Annotated in this window: 11 protein-coding genes; 3 read left to right on the top strand and 8 right to left on the bottom strand. The window is 52.6% G+C overall.

The window, feature by feature from the left end; genetic code table 11:
- Positions 1-6: 6 nt before the first annotated feature.
- From argB to C12CBH8_RS09350, 8 genes are all read right to left on the bottom strand, one after another.
- Positions 7-861 carry an acetylglutamate kinase gene (gene argB / locus C12CBH8_RS09385; protein WP_215533096.1) on the bottom strand — a complete coding sequence of 285 codons (855 nt, stop codon included), beginning with the start codon at positions 859-861 and terminating at the stop codon, positions 7-9.
- Positions 862-883: 22 nt separating this feature from the next.
- Positions 884-2,101, bottom strand: coding sequence for a bifunctional glutamate N-acetyltransferase/amino-acid acetyltransferase ArgJ (argJ, locus tag C12CBH8_RS09380; RefSeq protein ID WP_215533095.1), 1,218 nt, complete (start codon positions 2,099-2,101; stop codon positions 884-886).
- A gap of 19 nt (positions 2,102-2,120) precedes the next feature.
- Positions 2,121-3,161, bottom strand: a complete 1,041-nt coding sequence (argC, locus tag C12CBH8_RS09375) for an N-acetyl-gamma-glutamyl-phosphate reductase (RefSeq protein ID WP_215533094.1) — start codon at positions 3,159-3,161, stop codon at positions 2,121-2,123.
- Between the two features lie 11 nt (positions 3,162-3,172).
- Positions 3,173-4,570, bottom strand: coding sequence for an argininosuccinate lyase (gene argH / locus C12CBH8_RS09370; RefSeq protein ID WP_215533093.1), 1,398 nt, complete (start codon positions 4,568-4,570; stop codon positions 3,173-3,175).
- An 89-nt stretch (positions 4,571-4,659) separates the two neighbouring features.
- Positions 4,660-5,880, bottom strand: coding sequence for an argininosuccinate synthase (locus tag C12CBH8_RS09365; RefSeq protein WP_090265371.1), 1,221 nt, complete (start codon positions 5,878-5,880; stop codon positions 4,660-4,662).
- Positions 5,881-6,062: 182 nt separating this feature from the next.
- Positions 6,063-7,580 carry a 2,3-bisphosphoglycerate-independent phosphoglycerate mutase gene (gene gpmI, locus C12CBH8_RS09360; protein ID WP_215533092.1) on the bottom strand — a complete coding sequence of 506 codons (1,518 nt, stop codon included), beginning with the start codon at positions 7,578-7,580 and terminating at the stop codon, positions 6,063-6,065.
- 108 nt (positions 7,581-7,688) lie between these two features.
- Positions 7,689-8,456 carry a triose-phosphate isomerase gene (tpiA, locus tag C12CBH8_RS09355; protein WP_090265375.1) on the bottom strand — a complete coding sequence of 256 codons (768 nt, stop codon included), beginning with the start codon at positions 8,454-8,456 and terminating at the stop codon, positions 7,689-7,691.
- Positions 8,457-8,538: 82 nt separating this feature from the next.
- Positions 8,539-9,732: a phosphoglycerate kinase gene (locus C12CBH8_RS09350; protein ID WP_099322654.1), complete on the bottom strand. Its 1,194-nt coding sequence runs from the start codon at positions 9,730-9,732 to the stop codon at positions 8,539-8,541.
- A 402-nt stretch (positions 9,733-10,134) separates the two neighbouring features.
- Here C12CBH8_RS09350 and C12CBH8_RS09345 point away from each other — a divergent pair, with 402 nt between their 5' ends.
- The 3 genes from C12CBH8_RS09345 to C12CBH8_RS09335 all read left to right on the top strand — a co-directional run bounded on the left by C12CBH8_RS09345 (position 10,135) and on the right by C12CBH8_RS09335 (position 15,409).
- Positions 10,135-10,767: a hypothetical protein gene (locus tag C12CBH8_RS09345; RefSeq protein ID WP_215533091.1), complete on the top strand. Its 633-nt coding sequence runs from the start codon at positions 10,135-10,137 to the stop codon at positions 10,765-10,767.
- A 143-nt stretch (positions 10,768-10,910) separates the two neighbouring features.
- Entirely contained in the window at positions 10,911-14,639 is a 3,729-nt protein-coding gene (locus tag C12CBH8_RS09340) for a discoidin domain-containing protein (protein WP_215533090.1), read from the top strand.
- Between the two features lie 173 nt (positions 14,640-14,812).
- Positions 14,813-15,409, top strand: coding sequence for a hypothetical protein (locus C12CBH8_RS09335; RefSeq protein WP_215533089.1), 597 nt, complete (start codon positions 14,813-14,815; stop codon positions 15,407-15,409).
- Positions 15,410-15,477: the final 68 nt, after the last annotated feature.

Raw genomic sequence — 15,477 nt, 5'->3', positions numbered from 1 at the left:
CCTCCTTTATCCCAGAAACATGGTGCCTAAGCCCTCGTCGGTGAGCAGTTCGATGAGGATGGAGTGAGGGACGCGTCCATCAATGATGTTGGCCTGTCTGACGCCCCGGCGTACGGCCTCCACACAGCATTCCACTTTGGGGATCATACCGCCTTGGATGATTCCCCTGCTGGTGAGGGCCGGCACCTCGCTGGCATTGACCGAGGTGATGAGGGTGGATTCATCCTCCTTATCCCACAGAAGTCCCCGGATGTCGGTGAGCAAGATGAGGCTTTCGGCATGGAGTTCAGCTGCGATGCGGGCTGCTGCGGCATCGGCGTTGATGTTGTATACGGCACCCTGCTCGTCACATCCGATGGTGGCGATGACGGGGATATAACCGTTGTTGAGGGCGTCGTTGATAAGCTTTGTCCGAACCCCGGTGATTTCCCCCACAAATCCGACGTCTTTGTCGATCTTTTTGACCTGGATGGTCTTGCCGTCGATGCCGCAGATTCCAAGGGCTTGCCCTTTGTTCTGCTGGAGAAGGCCCACTAGATCCTTGTTGGTCTTGCCGGCCAGCACCATCTGCACCACCCGGACGGTTTCTTCATCGGTGTACCGCAGCCCCCCGACAAACCGGCTCTCCCTGCCCATGGCATTTAAGGTTTCGGTGATCTCCGGACCGCCGCCGTGAACCAGCACAATGCGGATTCCCACCAGCGACAGCAGTACAATATCGCTCATAACGGCCGCCTTTAAGTCCTCGTTGATCATGGCATTGCCGCCGTATTTGACCACCACCACTTTATTGTAGTACTTCTGGATATAAGGGAGGGCCTGGGCTAATACTTGGGCTTTGTCTGAATTGTTGAGTTCCACTTGATTTTCCTCTTTTCTATGGTTAGGTGCGGTAGTCCCCGTTGATTTTCACATAGTCGTAGCTGAGATCACATCCCCAGGCAGTGGCTTTCTCGTCCCCCTGGTCCATGGAGATGAGAATCTGAATTTCCTTCTCAGAAAGTACGGTTTTGGCGATTTCTTCGCTGAAGGGAACGCCGGCGCCGTCACGGCAGACCTCTATTTGTCCCGCTTCGGATGCCAAAGTGACGCCTACCTTGTCGATGTCAAATGGGGCGTCGGTGTAGCCGATGGCGCAGAGGATACGGCCCCAGTTGGCGTCCTCGCCGAACATGGCGGCCTTGAAGAGGGTAGAACACACCACCGACTTGGCCACCTTTCGAGCCGTCTCCTTGCAGGGGGCGCCGGTGACAGTGCATTCCAGCAGCTTGGTGGCGCCTTCACCGTCGGCCGCCATTCTTTTGGCAAGCTGACGGCACACCATCATGAGACCCTTCACAAAAGTATCATATTCGTGTCCCGGCTGTGTAATGACTGGATTGTCCGCCAATCCATTGGCTAGAACGGTCAGCATATCGTTGGTGGAGGTATCGCCGTCCACAGAGATCATATTGAAGGTCTCATCGGCAACCTGTTTGACGGCTTTTTGCAGCATCTCGCTGGAGATGGCGGCGTCGGTGGTGACAAAACACAGCATGGTGGCCATGTTGGGATGGATCATACCGCTGCCCTTGGAGATTCCCCCGATGGCGCATGGCTTGCCGCCCAAAGAAAATTGTACGGCTACCTGTTTGGGACAGGTATCGGTGGTCATGATGGCTTCGGCGGCGGGAGAGCCGTCTGAACCCAGAGACGACACCAGCGCCGGCATGGCTGCCGTAATGGGATCCAATGGAAGAGGCTGCCCAATGACGCCGGTGGAGGCGATGACCACATCCTCCTCCCGGATGCCGAGAGCCTGGGCGGCGCTTTTGCACATGGCATTGGCAATATCGATTCCGTCGGCATTGCAGGTGTTGGCATTGCCGGAATTACACAAGATGGCCTGGGCTTTGCCGTCTTTGAGATGCTGCTGTGTCACTAAAATGGGGGCGCCTTTTACTTTATTGGCGGTGTACACCGATGCGGCGGTGCACATGGTAGAGCTGAAAATGAGGGCCAAGTCCTTTTTGGAGCGGTTTTTGCGGATGCCGCAGTGCACTCCCGCCGCTTGGAACCCTTTGGGGGCACAGACATCCCCCTCCATCCACTGATAAGGCATGAACAAATCCCCTTTCTGATTAAAACGCCGGCGGCGTCATGCAAAGTCCGGTTTCCTCCTTGAGTCCCAAGGCCAGGTTCATATTCTGAATGGCCTGTCCAGCCGCACCCTTGACCATATTGTCGATGGTGGACACCACAATGAGGCGTCCGGTGCGGGGATCGCTGTGCAGGGAAATGTGGCAGTAGTTGCTGTATTTGACATTTTTCAGATTGGCGATATCCCCTTTGGGCAGGAGCTTCACAAACCGTTCCTTCTCATAAAACTGCCCATAGAGCTCCCGGACCTTGTCCTCATCCCAGCCGTCCGCCAGAGAGAGATACATGGTGGATACAATCCCCCGGTTGACGGCCAGCAGATGGGGGACAAAGGTGAGGGTGACCGGCGCGCCGTTCAGTTCCGACAACACCTGTTCCATCTCCGGGGTGTGGCGGTGGGCGGCCACTTTATAGGGGGCGAAGGCTTCGTTGCACTCGGTGTAGTGGGTGTTGAGGGTAAGGCCCCGTCCGGCGCCGGTAGCTCCGGACTTAGCATCGATGATGAGACTATCCGGCAAGACGATTTTTTCCTGATACAAGGGGGCCAGTCCCAGACATACCGACGTGACATAACAGCCTGGATTGGCGATCAGCTTGGCGCCGGGGACCAGGGATCGGTGCAGTTCCGGGATGGAATAGACCGCCATCTGATGAAGAGCGGTATCCTGATAGGATCCCCCGTACCACTGGACATAATCCGATTCCTTTTTTAAACGGAAGTCAGCGCCCATATCGATAAACAGTTTTCCACCGTCCACGCAGCGGCGGGCGATGGGTTCCGACAGTCCGTGGGGAAGGGAGCCAAATATCACCTGGCATCGATCCACCACTTGGATGTCATCGGTCAATACTTTGTCGAACAAACCGGTGAGCTGGGGATATACCTCACTGATTTCCTTCCCCTCAAAGCTCACCGACGAGACGGCCTCCACCTTTACGTCCGGATGGCCCAAAAGCAGCCGGACCAATTCCAGACCGGCATATCCTGTGGCGCCGATGACGCCTACTTTTATGTTATCCATCAATTTCTACCTCAATTGTGATCCCAAAGGGTTTTGTGACTCTGTAAGAAATCCTGCATCCAATCGATCTGCTTCTGTACCGATTGAGGGGAGGGTCCGCCCTCGCTGGTCCGTCCTTTGACGCAGGTTGTGAGACTGATGGCCTCGTAGATATCCTCTCCAAAGACAGGACAGGCGGCCTGGTAATCGGAGAGAGGAAGGGTTTCCAGAGTAAGCCCCTTCTCAATGCACAGGGCGACCAAGCCGCCGGTGCATTTGTAGGCGTCCCGGAAGGGAATGCCCTTTTTAGTGAGATAATCGGCGCAGTCGGTGGCGTTGATAAATCCTTTGGCGGCAGCGGCGCGCATGTTGTCCCCCAGCACCGTCATGGTGGACACCATAGGGATCATGGTGGTAAGGCACAGCTTGACGGTATCCACTGCGTCGAAAATGGCTTCTTTGTCCTCCTGCATATCCTTATTATAAGCCAAGGGGAGGCTTTTCATCATGGAAAGCAGGGACATTAAATCGCCGTATACCCGGCCGGTTTTGCCCCGGATGAGCTCCGATACATCGGGATTCTTCTTTTGAGGCATGATGGAGGAACCGGTGGCAAAGGCGTCGTCCAGCTCGATGAATTTAAATTCCCACGAGCACCAGGATACCATCTCCTCGGAAAAGCGGGACAAGTGCATCATCACAAGGGAGAGACAGCTCGCCAGTTCAATACAAAAATCCCGGTCGGAGACGCCGTCCAAGGAGTTTTGACAGATGCCGTCAAAGCCCAAAGCATGGGCCGTCATCTGCCGGTCGATGGGATAGGTGGTGCCCGCCAAGGCGCAGCATCCCAGAGGGGAGAAGTTCATCCGGGCTGCGGCATCCTGGAGCCGACCCATATCCCGGGCCAGCATGTTGGCGTAGGCCATCAGATGATGGCCAAAGGTCACCGGCTGGGCGCGCTGGAGATGGGTGTATCCAGGCATGACGGTTTCCAGATGCTCCCCGGCTAAATTGGTGAATTGGGAAGCCAGTTCATGAAGGAGATCAAAAATCTGGGACGCTTCCTCCCGCAGATACAGACGCAAATCCAAAGCGACCTGATCGTTGCGGCTGCGGGCGGTGTGGAGGCGTTTACCGGCATCCCCGATGCGTTTTGTCAGCTGCTCTTCCAGGAACATATGGATGTCTTCGGCATTGGGGTCAAAGAGCAGCGTACCCTCCTGTAGATCCTTATAAAGTCCAGTGAGCCCCTCCACGATGAGATGGGCATCCTCTTTGGAGATGATGCCCTGGGCGGCCAACATCTGGGCATGGGCAATGGATCCCTTACAATCCTGCTCGACCATCCGGGAATCAAAACGGATGGAGGAATTGAAGTCGTTGACCCGTGCATCGGCCTCTTTGGAGAACCGTCCGGCCCACATCTTCATCCTGATCACTCCTTCTTGTATCAAAACAGCTGCAACGGAAAGGCAAACCGCCCTAGCGTTGCAGCCTCATTCATCTTCATTGGTACTACTTACTTGATCTTCTTCTCATCCAGCAGGGCCTTGACCTTGAGAGGCAGGCCAAAGAGGTTGATAAATCCAGCCGAATCGGCCTGATCGTAGACGTTATCTTCCCCAAAGGTGGCGATTTCCTCCGAGTAGAGGGAATAGGGAGATGTCATGCCGGCGTTCATGATGTTGCCCTTGTACAGCTTGAGCTTGACTTCACCGGTGACGGTCTGCTGGGTGCTGTCCACAAAGGCGCTCATGGCTTCCCGCAGGGGGGTGTACCACAGGCCGTTGTAAACCAGTTCGCTGAACTTGATGGCCATTTGCATTTTATAATGTTGGGTTTCCTTGTCCAGGCAGATCTCTTCCAGGGACTGATGGGCAAAATAAAGGATGCTGCCGCCGGGTGTCTCGTATACGCCGCGGCTCTTCATGCCCACCAGACGGTTCTCCACCATGTCCACAATGCCCACGCCGTTGGCGCCGCCCAGTTCATTGAGCTTGGTGAGGATTTCCACCGGGGTCATCTTGACGCCGTCCACCGATACTGGGGTGCCCTTGTCAAAACCGATGGTGACGTAAGTGGGGACGTCCGGAGCCTTTTCCGGGGTGACGCCCATCTCCAGGATCTGATCATATAGGGGCTCGTTGGCCGGGTCCTCCAGATCCAGACCCTCGTGGGACAGATGCCATAAGTTTTTATCTTTGGAATAGTTGGTCTCCCGATTGATCTTCAGGGGGATGTTGTGCTCTTCCGCGTAGGCGATTTCCTTTTCACGGCTGTCCAGTTCCCAGAACCGCCAGGGAGCGATGATATCCATCGTGGGGGCGAAGGCCTTAATGGTCAGTTCAAAACGGACCTGATCGTTGCCCTTGCCGGTGCAGCCGTGGACAATGGCATCGGCGCCTTCTTTTTTGGCGATTTCCACCAAGCGTTTGGCGATGATAGGACGGGCAAAGGAGGTACCAAGCAAATATTTGCCTTCATAGACGGCGCCGGCCTTCAGGGTGGGGACGATAAAGTCCTCCACAAATTCCTTGGTCAGATCCTCGATGTAGCACTTGGAAGCGCCGGTCTTGATGGCCTTTTCCTCCAGGCCTTCCAGCTCGAAGTCACCTTGGCCCACATTGGCGGCCACAGCGATGACCTCGCATCCGTAATGCTCCTTGAGCCATGGGATGATAACCGACGTATCCAATCCACCGGAATAAGCGAGGACAACTTTCTTGTACTGCTTTTGCATATGTATACCTCCTAATTGAGTTCTTATTCAATCTGATGCCTATTATACACCTTAAAAACTGTAATTTCAACCCTTTTTGAGAATAAATATTCATTTATTCTGCTCTTTTCTTAAGTGGTTTTACACAAAAAAGAACCGCCTGGGTTTTACGCCCAGGCGGCAAAAGAAATGAAAGGGATCTATTATTTTTGAATGAGGCTTACGCCGTCCATCTCAGCCGGTTGGGGGATTCCCATGATGTCCAGCATGGTGGGGGCGATATCGGCCAGACGGCCGCCTTCACGCAGTTTGCAATCGCGGCCCACTACAATAAAGGGAACGGGCCAGGTGGTATGAGCGGTGAAGGGAGAACCATCCGGTTCCTTCATCTGATCGGCATTGCCGTGGTCGGCGGTGACCAGCAATACGCCGTCCATCTTCTTGACGGCATCGGCTACACGGCCCATGCAGGTGTCCACTGCTTCCACCGCCTTGATAGCGGCTTCCTCTACACCGGTATGACCTACCATATCGCAGTTTGCAAAGTTGAGGATAACTACATCGTAATTGCCGCTCAGGATGCGTTCACACACAGCGTCACACACTTCGTAGGCACTCATCTCGGGCTGGAGGTCGTAGGTTGCAACCTTGGGGGAAGGAATCAGAACGCGGTCCTCACCCTCATATTGCTTTTCCACACCGCCGTTGAAGAAGAAGGTGACATGGGCGTACTTTTCCGTTTCGGCGATACGAAGCTGAGTCTTGCCCAGGTCGGAGAGATATTCACCCAGGGTATTCTTCAGGGACTGGGGATGGAAAGCCACCGTCACATTGGGCATGGTGGCGTCGTACTGGGTGAAGCACACATAGTGCAAGGGGAAGAAACCATTCTTGCGCTCAAAACCGTTAAAGTCAGGATCCACAAAGGTACGGGTGATCTCACGGGCGCGGTCAGGACGGAAGTTAAAGAAAATGACCGAATCGTTTGCCTTGATGGCAGTGCCACCCTCGATGACGGCTGGAACGATAAATTCATCGGTGATATCCTGCTCGTAGGAATGGGCTACCGCTTCCACCGGATCGGATTCCTGTACCCCCTCGCGATAGACGCAGGCGGCATAAGCCTTTTCAACACGTTCCCAACGGTTGTCACGGTCCATGGCGTAGTAACGGCCCATCACAGTGGCCACTTTGCCCACGCCGATTTCCTCCATCTTGGCCACCAGCTCGGCGACGAAATCCTTGCCGGAGGTGGGGGGGACGTCACGGCCATCCATGAGGCAGTGGACATAGACGCGGCTGAGGCCCTTGCGTTTTGCAAGCTCCAGCAGGCCGTACAGGTGGGAATTGTGGCTGTGAACGCCGCCGTCCGACAAAAGGCCCATCAGATGCAGATCGGTGCCTTCTTTAAGGCAATGATCCACAGCGCCAACCAATGCTTCGTTCTGGAAGAAGTCGCCGTCCTCAATGGACTTGGTGATACGGGTCAGCTCTTGGTATACCACGCGGCCGGCGCCGATGTTGGTATGTCCCACCTCGGAATTGCCCATTTGTCCGTCCGGAAGGCCCACATTAAGGCCGGATGCGCCGATCTGGGTGTGTGGATTCTCAGCGAACAGCTTGTCTAAATTAGGGGTATTGGCTTCCACAATGGCGTTGCCGTAGTCGGAAGGATTGAGGCCAAAACCGTCCATAATGGTGAGCACGAGAGGCTTTTTCATAAAGATATCCTCCTTTTGGATTGAAAGGGCGGCCCGGTGCCCGAGCCGCCGAAATTTTTCGAAAAATAGTTCACATAATAAAGGATGATGTGAGAAAATTTACCGCTCTTATTTAGAAGCAGCTTCCACGATGGCAGCAAAGTCAGGAGCCTTCAGAGAAGCGCCGCCGATGAGACCGCCGTCCACATCGGGCTGAGCCAGCAGATCGGCAGCATTGCCGGCGTTCATGGAACCGCCGTACTGGATGGTGGTGGCATCGGCAACCTTCTGGCTGTAGAGGGATGCGATGGTATCGCGGATCAGCTTGCACACTTCATTGGCCTGTTCGGCAGTGGCAGTACGTCCGGTACCGATAGCCCAAACCGGCTCGTAAGCGATGATGATGCGAGCCATTTCCTCTTCCGAAACGCCGCCCAAAGCGATCTTGGTCTGCATGGCGACCAGTTCGCTGGTGACGCCTTGTTCGCGCTGTTCCAGCATCTCGCCGACGCACAGGATAACGGTCAAGCCGGCATCCAAAGCGGCACGGACACGCTGCTGGACGGTAACATCGGTTTCGCCGAAGTACTGACGGCGTTCGCTGTGGCCGATGATAACGTACTGGACGCCCATTTCAGCCAGCATATCGGCCGAGACTTCACCGGTAAAAGCGCCGGATTTAGCCCAGTGGCAGTTTTCAGCGCCGACCTTGATGTTGGAACCATTGGTGTTGGAGAGAGCGGTTTCCAGATTGGTGTAGGGCACGCAGATGACGACGTCACAGCCAGCGCCTGCCACTTTTTCCTTCAGTTCACCGATGAGAGTGGCAGCCTCCTGACGGTTTTTGTTCATTTTCCAGTTGCCGGCGATGACGGCTTTACGAAGAGCTTTATTCATGTGAAGTACATCCTTTCTATCTCAATAGAAGAAAAAGAGGAAAGATCCAATCTTTCCTCTTTTTCCATGGATCCGATGGATCTTATTTGTCGTTCAGAGCAGCGATGCCGGGAAGGGTCTTGCCCTCCAGGAACTCCAGGGAAGCGCCGCCGCCGGTGGAGATATGGGTCATCTTATCGGCAAAGCCCAGCTTCTCGATGGCAGCAGCCGAATCGCCGCCGCCGATGATGGAGATGGCGCCGGAATTGGCGACAGCAGTTGCAACAGCTCTTGTACCGCTGGCGAAGTTCTCCCACTCGGAGACGCCCATGGGGCCGTTCCACACAACTGTGCCGGCTCCTTCAATGGCCTTTGCATAAAGTGCTTCGGTATCAGGGCCGATATCCAGGCCCATCCAACCCTCAGGGATCTCCGTGGAGTGGACAACCTGATGGTCGGTATCCTCTTTGTACTCTTTACCAACACGGTTGTCGATGGGCAGCAGGAAGTTGACCTTCTTTTCCTTGGCCTTGGCCAAGATGGAGTTGGCCAGATCCAGCTTATCTTCTTCACAGATGGAGGTGCCGATGTGATGGCCCTGAGCCTTGTAGAAGGTGTAAGCCATACCGCCGCCGACGATCAGAGTATCAACCTTGTCGAGCAGGTTGTTGATAACGCCGATCTTATCGGAAACCTTGGCGCCGCCCAGGATGGCGACGAAGGGACGCTTCGGATTTTCCAGAGCGCCGCCCATGATGGAGATTTCCTTCTGGATCAGGTAGCCGCACACAGCCGGCAGATAGGAAGCGACGCCAGTGGTGGAAGAATGAGCGCGATGAGCAGTGCCGAAGGCGTCGTTGACATAGATCTCAGCCAGGGAAGCCAGCTGTTTGGAGAACTCAGGATCATTCTTTTCCTCTTCCTTATGGAAGCGGACGTTTTCGATCAACATGATATCGCCGTCTTTCAGCTCAGCAGCCAGGGATTTGGCCGATTCGCCTACAACATCTTTAGCCATTTTGACATCCTGGCCCAGCACCTTGGAGAGGTATGCAGCCACAGGAGCCAGGGAATATTTCATATTAAATTCGCCCTTCGGACGGCCCAGATGGGAGCAGAGGATCACACGGGCGCCGTGAGAAGCGAGATATTTAATGGTGGGAAGAGCCTCGGTGATACGCTTAGGATCGGCAATATTGCCCTCTGCGTCAAAGGGGACGTTGAAGTCGCAGCGAACGAGCACGCGCTTGCCATTGACATCAATGTCTTCAATGGTCTTTTTGTTCAAAGCTGACATAAGTAGGAACACCCTTTCATTTCTGATCGTTGTTAAATTAACAAACAATATCTACCCATATTCTACCTTAATTTCTTGTCCATTGCAAGGCCATTTATACAAAGAAAAGGTAAATTTTAAGGCAATTTTCTAAGAAAAAACCGGTTAATTCGCTCTAACGAAGAAGAGGATGAAAAAAGGTGTTTTGATGTAGGGTACTACGCATAAATGATAGATCGTTAAAATGTCAGAGAAATGTTATGCTTTTCTATCTCGTTTTAAAATATATTTGCATTATTTTATTTTAACTATTATAATAAAATTGGTTATTTAATCCAAAGATAAAATAATGTGGAAAGAGCAAAAATTAAACAAGATGAGGTGTAGATTATGTGCAGGTTTTATTATCCGGACGGCACATCTATGGAAGGAAAAGGTACGAAAGAGGCTAGAGATGCTTTTGTCGATTTTTACAGCAAGATGTATTTTTATTTGTATAGGGATATACGGAGGGAGGCGCGCATCGAAGAGATACTGGCAAGCGATTTCTTGGGCGAAGATGAAATAAGAGAGATCCTTCAATGGAAAACCGGCGGCAAATATAAAGACGGAGTAATCAATATCCCGAGAAGCAAGTATTCCATCTGTGTTAACGAGGTATACGAAGCAGTAGGAGGGAGAAAAGAAAAATGTGATTCTGAAGAAGAACGTATTGGTTTATTAAAGAGAGTAATAAACTGCCGAGGCATAGGGTCTGTATACGCTTTAACGATTTTATATTTTGTCACAAAGGGTAACTGCCCAATTTATGATAAATATGCAGATCTTGCACTCAGAGCCATTGTTGCCAAACCTTCTCAATTTCCATCTGTACTTGCTTATGAGGAACTGAGTTCAAATGTTGAGAAAGCATATGAACGTTATAAAGAGTATGAAGGCCTTTTACAGGATGTCTTTGGGAAAGAAGCGTATCGAAAAAGTCGGGATATCGACCGTGCGGTCTGGACTTATGGCCATTTATTTAATAATACGGAAGCCAACAAAGAACGGGGTTAAAGAAAAACGGCGCCATCCAGAGAGCAGATGCATAACTGGAAAAATCATAATGCTTATTGATATTTACTATTGACACAAATTGTAGTAAAGTGTTAAAATCTCCATATGCTTCGCACAAAAAATTATTCTTTGTGGAGGGAATTATGAGAAGGATATCAAAAATTGTAGCATTTCTTCTGGTCATCTGCCTTTGCGTGCAGATGACGCCTGGTATCTTGGCGGAAGAGAAGCAATCGGATGGCCTGTTTGAACGTTTTGAAACACCGTCCGACGATCAGAAACCAGCGCCTTTGTGGTTCTGGAATACCCAGATCAAGGACATGACCACCGACGAAGTCCGGGAAATTGTCCGGGAATCCTATCTGCAAACCGGATACAGCGGATTTGGCATTCTCCCCAATTGGCTGGAGGACTACCTCAACGACGATTATTTTGAGATGTACGAGGCCGCTCTGGACGAGGGCAGCAAGTACGGGATGAAGTTTTCCCTCTATGATGAAAACGGCTTTCCCAGCTACAACGCTGGCGGGCTGCTGGAGGAGCAGTATCCCGACCTGACCACCAAACGTCTGGATAAGTACGAGGCCGACGGTTCCGATGGGGAACAGGTGCGGCTCAATTTGCCGGACGGCACCTTTATGGGCGCCGTGGCCATGAATACCGACACCAAAGAGCGGGTGGACATCAGTGAATACGCCACCATCCTGCCGCCCAAGCCCTACAATCCCTATGAGGAACCGTTGGGGATCTCGGCTTCCAGCACCTATACCGTCTCACCCGGCTACGAAGCCGATAAAGCGGTGGACGGCGATCTCACCACCCGTTGGAACTCCGAGACCCGGTCGGGAGGAAACCAGTACCTGCTCATCAACTTTGGGGAACCCAAAACCTTTGATGAGATCAAGGTGTATGAGGATAAGGATCCCCAGCTTCACCGGACCAGCAAGTATATTTTGCAGTATTGGGACGATGAGGCAGCGGCTTGGCAGGAGATCGCCAACGGCAAGAAGATCACCGATGCCGGGGTTGATCATGTATTTGAGGATGTAACGTCTCAATTTGTACGGCTACAGATCAAGCGTGTCACCGAGGACAGCGCATCCATCAGCGAATTCCAGGTACTCTGTGACGGCCAGCAACTAAAGGTTCCCTCCAGGGAAGAGGATCCCTCTGTTGAGGAATTTTACACCGCTTCCAGTTCCTATGGAGAAGGATATGAGGCTGCCCAAGCCTTTGACGGCGACTTTACCACCCGCTGGAATGCCGGCGATTACGTGCCCAATCCCCATTGGCTGCAGATGGCCTTTGGAGAAGTGCGCAGTGTGGACAGCGTCAAAATCTATGAACATCTCAACCGCATCACCAGCTATGAAATACAGTACTGGGAGGATGGGGACTGGAAAACGGCAGCTACCGGGACTACCATCGGCGAAGAGGGCGTAACCCTGAACTTTGATCCGGTAGAAACCTCCCGCATCCGTCTGTACATCAAGGATACCAACGATTATTGTCCCACCATCTGGGAGATCGAAGTTTATGACCAGGGGGAAAAGATCCAGCCAAAGCCTGTAGAAGAGGAGCCTTATGACGGTTCCTATTTGGAATACACCGTTCCGGAAGGCAACTGGAAGGTCATGGCCTTCCTGTGCGTCGTAGACGGCAACAACGGCATGGATTATCTGGATCCCGAATCGGTCCGTGCCTTTATCGACATCACCTATGAGGCCTATTATCAGCGCTTTAAGAAGTATTTTGACAACGGAACCATTACCACAGCCTTCTTTGACGAACCGTCTTTCTGGCCGGCGGGAGGCAGAACTCCCTACGGTGCCCAGGGAGCCCGCCTCTGGACGCCCGGATTCAACGAGGAATACGAGAAAATTTACGACGGTGAAAGCCCCGTCCTCAATTATCCCGCCCTGTGGTACGACATCGGGGAGGACACCGACGAAGCCCGCAACAAGCTCCAATACGTCCGAACCGAACTGTTTGCCACATCCTACATCGGCCAAGTCAACCAGTGGTGCGAGGATCACGGCATCGAATTGACCGGGCACATGCTGTTTGAAGAATGGACCAATCCGGTGGGCCTGCACGGGGACTTGATGAAGGTCTTTAAAGAACAGGCCATTCCGGGCGTGGACGTCATCGACTACGTGGGCAAGAGTCAGGAGGCCTATAAGATCATCTCCTCTTCGGCCTACAACTGGGATAAAGGCAAGGTTATGTCGGAATCCTTCGGCGTATTCCCCAGCCAGGACTGCACCGATCTCTACCGCAGCGCCATGGATCAGTATGCCAAAGGCATCAATCTCATCGTGCCTCACGCCGTTTGGTACGACGACGACCCGGCCAATGTGACCTATCAGCCGGAACTTTCTTATCGAAATCCTCTGTTCAGCGAGGATCTGCCTCAGTTTAACACCTATATGGCCCGTCTCAACACCATGCTGCAGGACGGACGTCATGTGGCGGATATCGCCATGCTGTATCCCATCGACTATCTGGAATCCTGCTTTGTCTTCAACGGCCAGGAAAACAACCCCGGTGATGCCGACTACATGCGGGTGGGAGAGACTTTGTCCCTGACCGCCAGACGGGATTTCACCTATCTTCATCCCGACGTCATCGATGAGAAATGCTCGGTGGAGGGGGATACCTTTAATCTATCCAACGAGATCAACTATGAACAATTTAAAGTGTTCGTCATCCCCAGCACCAAGGTCATCAGCCTTTCGAACCTCGAGAAGATCAAAGAATTCTATGACAACGGCGGCAAGGTCATCGCCACTACACAATTGCCGTCTCGAGGCATTGAGGCTTCGGAAAACGAAGAAGTCTGCCGCATCATCGAGGAGATGTTCGGCGTAGCGCCTGCCGATGCCGATCAGGACATCCAAAACAGCAACGGCAATGGCGGACAAGCTTATTTCATCCAATCCGGATTTGAAACCAAATTGACGCAGGTTCTGGACGAAGTGCTGCCGGTCTATGACGTGGAACTGGACGTGGGAGCTGTATCGGGTGGAAACTTCAGCTATATCCACAAGGTCAAGGATGAGCGGAATCTCTACTACTTTGCCAATTCCAGCAGCACGCCGGTGGAGACCACTGTGCGTATCCGCGGTGAATTGGAATCTCCGGCTTTGTGGGATCCTGCAACCGGAACCCAGACCCCGGCCGACTATCAGGTTGTGACCCAGGACGGCCAAAAGGTCACCGAAGTAAAGCTAAGCCTGGATGCGGTGGAATCCCTGTTTCTTGTGGAATCCAAACCGTCCGAGCCGGTAGAGACGGTGGTCACCACCGATAAGGACACCTATGAAGTAAACGAGACCATCACTGTGACGGTAGAAACCGATCTTCAGACCGAAGGCATTGCCTTCCAGAATGAAAACGGACGTTATTTGGGGATCAGTCGGATCAAGAGCATGATCCAGGGGGATAGAAAAGTCTGGACCCTTCAGATTTCCGTGGGAACCAAGGGGGATCGGACCATCCAGGTGCTGGCACGAAAAGACGGCGTTTGGAACGATCTGGCACAGTTCCATATCACGGTAACCGTCCCTTATGCGCCTCCGGCAGAGGTATATGAAGCTCATATTCAAACCGATCAAGCGGCTGTCAACAGCCGGTTTACCGTTCAAGTGCTGGCCGATCAGAATACGGAAGGCATTGCTGTGCGCGGCGAGACAGGACGTGCCATCAGCTGCCGAGTGGAAGGGTATGAAGAACAGGGGGCTCAACGGCTCTTCACCATCTCCATGGAGGTTGGGACGTCTGGGTTCCGGATTTTCTCCTTCTACGGCATCAATAGCCAAGGGGAACTCTCTTCTGATTCTGTGGAGGACAGCATGACCATCACCAAATAGACACAAAATGGAAATTCGTTTGGATCCGTAAAGCAAGGGCAGGCTGCTTTTTATGGCAGCCTGCTTTTTGCATGCCCCATGGGGTGAAAAAGGGTGACTTTTAAGGGCTTGTCCGGTACAATAGGAAAAAGATATGGCTTTTTGATTTTATAGAACAGAAAGGAATCCTGCATATGTCCACAAAGAGAAAACGTCCCCAGGCGACGGAAAAACACATCTGGCTCGACTGTCAAGCGCCGGTCACATTGACGGTGTTTCTATTGGCACTTTTGGCATTTCTGGTGTCCGGAGAAGGAGAAGCACTGTTTTATCGGGATTGGTTTTCTCTGGTCAAGACTTCCTTTGCTGATCCGGCCCAGTATGTGCGGATGTTCAGCTTTGTGCTGGGAAGCAGTGGATTTACTTCCTTTATCAGCAGCTGGATTCTGTTTTTGCTTGTAGCTCCCCAGGTGGAAGAACAAATGGGTCCGGGAAAGTTCACCGTTCTTTTGGCAGCCACAGCCGGTGTCACGGGGTTCTTGGGCCTTTTATCGGGTGTCACAGGATGGATGGGCAATGAATGCCTGGTGCTGATGCTTATCCTTTTGACGGTTGTTTTCAGCCTGCAAGGGGGAAGGATTCCAGTTGTTTCAGGGCTGGTACTGGCTCTGTACATTTGGCAACAAGCGACTTTTTTCCAAGCAACCAGCCAAATCATGAGTCAGCTGATCCCCATAGGAGGGGCTGTCATAGGAGCTGTTTTAGGACTTTTTCTGCATCGGAAAAGGTAAAAGGGGAAGAACTGGTCCTTTTGTCTAAATTTCAGAGAGGAGTGCCCTTCAATTCGTCAGAGAAACTG

Origin of the sequence: Solibaculum mannosilyticum, assembly GCF_015140235.1 — a bacterium.
Classification (GTDB): Bacteria; Bacillota; Clostridia; order Oscillospirales; family Acutalibacteraceae; genus Solibaculum; species Solibaculum mannosilyticum.
This window is presented reverse-complemented; position numbering and strand designations above follow the sequence as displayed.